This is a genomic window from Trebonia sp. (assembly GCF_030042015.1).
Lineage (GTDB): Bacteria > Actinomycetota > Actinomycetes > Streptosporangiales > Streptosporangiaceae > Trebonia.
Map to the genome: position 1 here is coordinate 1 of NZ_JASIAL010000278.1, position 3,789 is coordinate 3,789.

General features: G+C 74.2%; 4 protein-coding genes. 1 reads left to right on the forward strand and 3 read right to left on the reverse strand.

Annotated features, from left to right (window positions below; translation table 11 throughout):
- Nucleotides 1–600 (forward strand): aminotransferase class IV (locus Q1N79_RS15110; protein WP_300609570.1); only part of this gene is annotated, 600 nt, incomplete at its 5' end.
- A 36-nt stretch (nt 601–636) separates the two neighbouring features.
- On the opposite strand, the gene Q1N79_RS15115 is transcribed toward Q1N79_RS15110, so the two are convergent.
- The 3 genes from Q1N79_RS15115 to Q1N79_RS15125 all read right to left on the reverse strand — a co-directional run.
- On the reverse strand, nt 637–1,305 hold the full coding sequence (locus Q1N79_RS15115; protein WP_300609576.1) for an ABC transporter ATP-binding protein: 669 nt from the start codon (nt 1,303–1,305) through the stop codon (nt 637–639).
- Nucleotides 1,306–1,307: 2 nt separating this feature from the next.
- The gene (locus Q1N79_RS15120) at nt 1,308–2,291 is read right to left on the reverse strand and encodes an ABC transporter ATP-binding protein (protein WP_300609572.1); all 984 of its coding nucleotides are present in this window, start codon (nt 2,289–2,291) and stop codon (nt 1,308–1,310) included.
- Nucleotides 2,292–2,303: 12 nt separating this feature from the next.
- On the reverse strand, nt 2,304–3,789 hold a 1,486-nt coding region (locus Q1N79_RS15125; protein ID WP_300609574.1), incomplete at its 5' end, for a hypothetical protein.

The following is a 3,789-nucleotide window of genomic DNA, read 5'->3' on the forward strand; positions in this document are numbered from 1 at the left end:
CTCACGCTGACCCGCGGGGTCAAGATCACCTCGGGCATGGACCCCCGGCTGAACACCTCGGGCCCGACGCTGATCGTCCTCGCCGAGTTCAAGGACCCCGTATACGACCTGGCTGGGATCACGCTGGTCACCGCCAGCGTCCGGCGGCCCGCGCCGGACTGCCTGGACCCGAAGATCCACCACAACAACCTGCTGCCTTCGATCCTCGCCAAGATCGAGGCCAACGTCGCCGGCGCCGACGACGCGGTGATGCTCGACCACCGCGGCTTCATCGCGGAGACCAACGCGACGAACATCTTCCTGGTCGCCGGCGGCGCGCTGCTGACCCCGACAGCGGCGTCCTGCCCGGAGGGGATCACCCGCGCGGCGGTGCTGCGGCTGGCGCAGGACGCCGGCCTCCCGGCCGAACTAGGCGACTACACGCTCCCGCAGCTGTACAACGCCGACGAGGCCTTCGTCACCGGCACGATGGGCGGCCTGGCGCCCGTCATCGCCGTCGACGGCAGGACGATCGGCGACGGCGCCACCGGCCCGGTCACCAAGCACCTCACCGAGCTTTACGCGAACCTCACGGCCACCACGGGCACCGTGGTCGTGTGAAATACCGGCGACGCCCCGCCGTCGGCGCCGGCCGGGTCAGCCGTCGGTGATCCTGCCGTCCGCCAGCTCCAGGACCGAGTCGGCGATGTCGATGAGCGCGGGGTCGTGGGTGGCGACAAGCGCGGTGACGCCCTCGGAGCGCACGACGGCGCGCAGCAGCCGCATGATCTGCTTGCCGGTCTCCTGGTCGAGCTGGCCCGTTGGCTCGTCGGCGAGCAGCAGCGCGGGCCTGGTGGCCAGCGCGCGGGCGATCGCGACCCGCTGCTGCTGCCCGCCGGACAGCTCGCCAGGGCGCTGCTTCGTGTGGCCGGCGAGCCCGACGATCGACAGCATCAGGGAGACGCGCTCCTCCCGCTGCCGTGGCGCGACGCCGGAGATCCGCAGCGGGACGCCGACGTTCTCGGCGGCCGACAGCACGGGCAGCAGCCCGAACGACTGGAAGATGTAGGCCACGGTCTCCCGGCGCAGCCGCATCCGGTCGCGCTCGTCCATCGCGGTCACCTCCTGCCCGGCCACCACGACCGTGCCGCTGTCCGGCGCGTCCAGCCCGCCGACCACGTTGAGGAGCGTGGTCTTGCCGGACCCCGACCGGCCGCGCAGCGCGACCAGCTTGCCCTCGCCGATCGCGAAGCTGACCCCGCGCAGTGCCGGGGTCGCGGTCGGGCCGCTGCCGTAGGTGCGGGTCACGTCCCGCACGTCCACCATGGTCACGCGCCACCGCCTTCGGCCGACGCGGACCGGGCCGGCGAGCCCGGGTCGGATGACGGCACGGCCCGGTCCGGCCACACGCCGATGTGGTCCTCCTGCGGTTCGAGCCGCACCCGGTCCCGCATGCCGAGCGACTCGGTCATCTCAAGCGGAAGCTGCAGCCGCCCCGCCCGGTCGAGCACCGCGTACTCGACGGCATGCCCGTCACCCGTGCCGTCGCCGGCGCCGTGCCGCAGCGTCTCCGTGCTTGTCCGGCCGTCCCTGATCGCGATCACCCGGCGCACCATCGACGACACCGACGGGTCGTGGGTCACGATGAGCACGGTCACCCCCAGCTCGCTGTTGGCGGTCCGCATGGCGCCGAACACCGATTCGGCTGTCACGCTGTCGAGCTCTCCTGTCGGCTCGTCGGCCAGCAGCACGGACGGCGCGTTCGCCAGCGCCACCGCGATCGAGACCCGCTGCTGCTCGCCGCCGGACATCTGGTCGGGCCGCCGCCCCGCGCAGTCCGGCACGCCGAGCAGCTCAAGAAGCTGGCCGACGCGCTGGCGCCGCGCGGTGCGGCCGCTGCCGGCCAGCCGCAGCGGCAGCTCAACGTTCTGGTAGCCGGTCAGGTAGGGCAGCAGGTTGCGCGCCGTCTGCTGCCAGATGAAGCCGACGACGGACCGCCGGTAGCCCAGCCGCTGCCGTGCCGACATGGCGGCCAGGTCGTGCCCCGCCACGCGCACCGCGCCGGCGGTCGGCGAGTCCAGCCCGGCCAGGATGTTCATCAGCGTGGACTTCCCGCTGCCGGACGCGCCGACGAGCGCGGTCATCTCGCCCGACTCGATCACCAGGTCCAGGCCCTGCAGGGCCTGCACCTCGATCCCCTCGGCGGCGTAGATGCGCACCAGCCGGTCGCAGACGATCAGCGCGCCCGCGCCGAAGTCGCCGTGCGCGCGCGTGGCGTCCTGGCGCAGGGCGTCAAGTTCTGAGGCCGTCATCGGTGCTCCTCATTATCCTCCTGCCCGGATGCTTGCCGCGACGCCGCGCTCCCGGCCTGACCTGATCTCCACGTACAGCGCGGCCACCGCCACCACCGCCAGCGCGGCAAGCGGCACCGCGAAGGACGCCACGTCGGGCCGCAGCGCGACGCCGCCGACCGAACCGGTGAACACCGACAGGCTGATCGTCGGCGCGACCACGCTCGGCAGGACCAGCCCGCAGGCGACCGCCGCCACGGCGGCGGCGAGCAGCGCGGGCAGCACCTCAAGCACCACCACGCGGGCCCGCTGGCCCTCACCCAGGCCCATGGTGGCGAGCCGGGCGAGCGTCGCTTCCCGTTCGGCGGCGCCAAGCGTCAGCTCAAGCAGCATCACCGCCAGCCCGAGCACGGCCGCGACCACGACGGCCAGTTCAAACAGGACGTAGGCGCCATGCTGCAGCGGCGCCCCGGCCAGGCCGTTCAATATGTCCGAACGGAACGTCGCGACTGCCCCTGGCATCGTCTTCGCGATCAGCGCGTTGACCTGCGCCGCGTCGATCCCCGACCCGGTCAGCAGCACGTCGTTGATGGGGACAGGCAGTGGCGGGGTGGCCGTGCTGCGAAACACCGACAGCGGCATTATCACGAACGCGCCGCCACCGGGCAGCGCCGGCGTCCCTGACAGCACGCCCGCGACCCGGACCCGGACCGGCGCGGCCGCCGCGGCCCCCGTGCTGAGCGTCGTCACGCCGGAGCCGAGGTCCGCGGCCGCCTGCGGTGACACGAGCACCGGCTGCGGCGATCCCGCCGCCAGCGGCCCGGCCGGCGCCTGCGGATATGTCTGGGTGGCGGAGACAAGCGCCGCGTAGCTGGCCGGGTCGACGGCGAGGCCGATGACCTGCTTGCCGCCAGGGGTGGTCCAGGGGGCCTCCCAGACATCGGCGGCGTGCGTGACGCCGGGCACCGCGGCCGCCGCCCGCTGCGCGGCCGGGCTGATCGTGGCGCTGCCGAGCAGGTTGTTGGTCGACGCGGCGATCGTCACGTCGGCTCCGGCGGCCTGCCACGACGCGGCGACCTCGCCGCTGGTGACCGCGTCCCTGACCATGCCCGCGAACGCGGCCAGGCTCAGCGCGAGGACGAGGGCGAACGCGGGCAGCGCCGGGGTGAGCGCGGCCCTGGCGGCCCGGGCCAGCCCGAGGAACGCGGCCGCGGCCCGCCGGCGCGCGAAGACGCGCAGCAGCCCGCGCAGCAGCACCGGGTACACCCGGAGCACCACGACCACCGCCGGGACCGCGACCAGCACCGGGGCGGCGCTGGTGTACAGGTTCACGCCCGCCCCCGCCTGCGTGCCCTGCTGCCGGAACACGACCAGGCCGGCCGCCGCCGCCGCCACCGCGGTCACCTCGGCGACCAGCCGTATGTGGCCGCGCGCACCGCGCCGGCCCCGGCCGCCCGCCCGCCTGGACAGCCGCTGCTGCCAGGCCGCGATCACCCCTGGCGCGCACACGGCGATCACC

Coding starts and splice junctions, on each gene's coding strand:
- Q1N79_RS15120 (WP_300609572.1), bottom strand. CDS start 2,291: ATGACGGCCTCAGAACTTGACGCCCTGCGCCAGGACGCCACGCGCGCG.
- Q1N79_RS15115 (WP_300609576.1), bottom strand. CDS start 1,305: ATGGTGGACGTGCGGGACGTGACCCGCACCTACGGCAGCGGCCCGACC.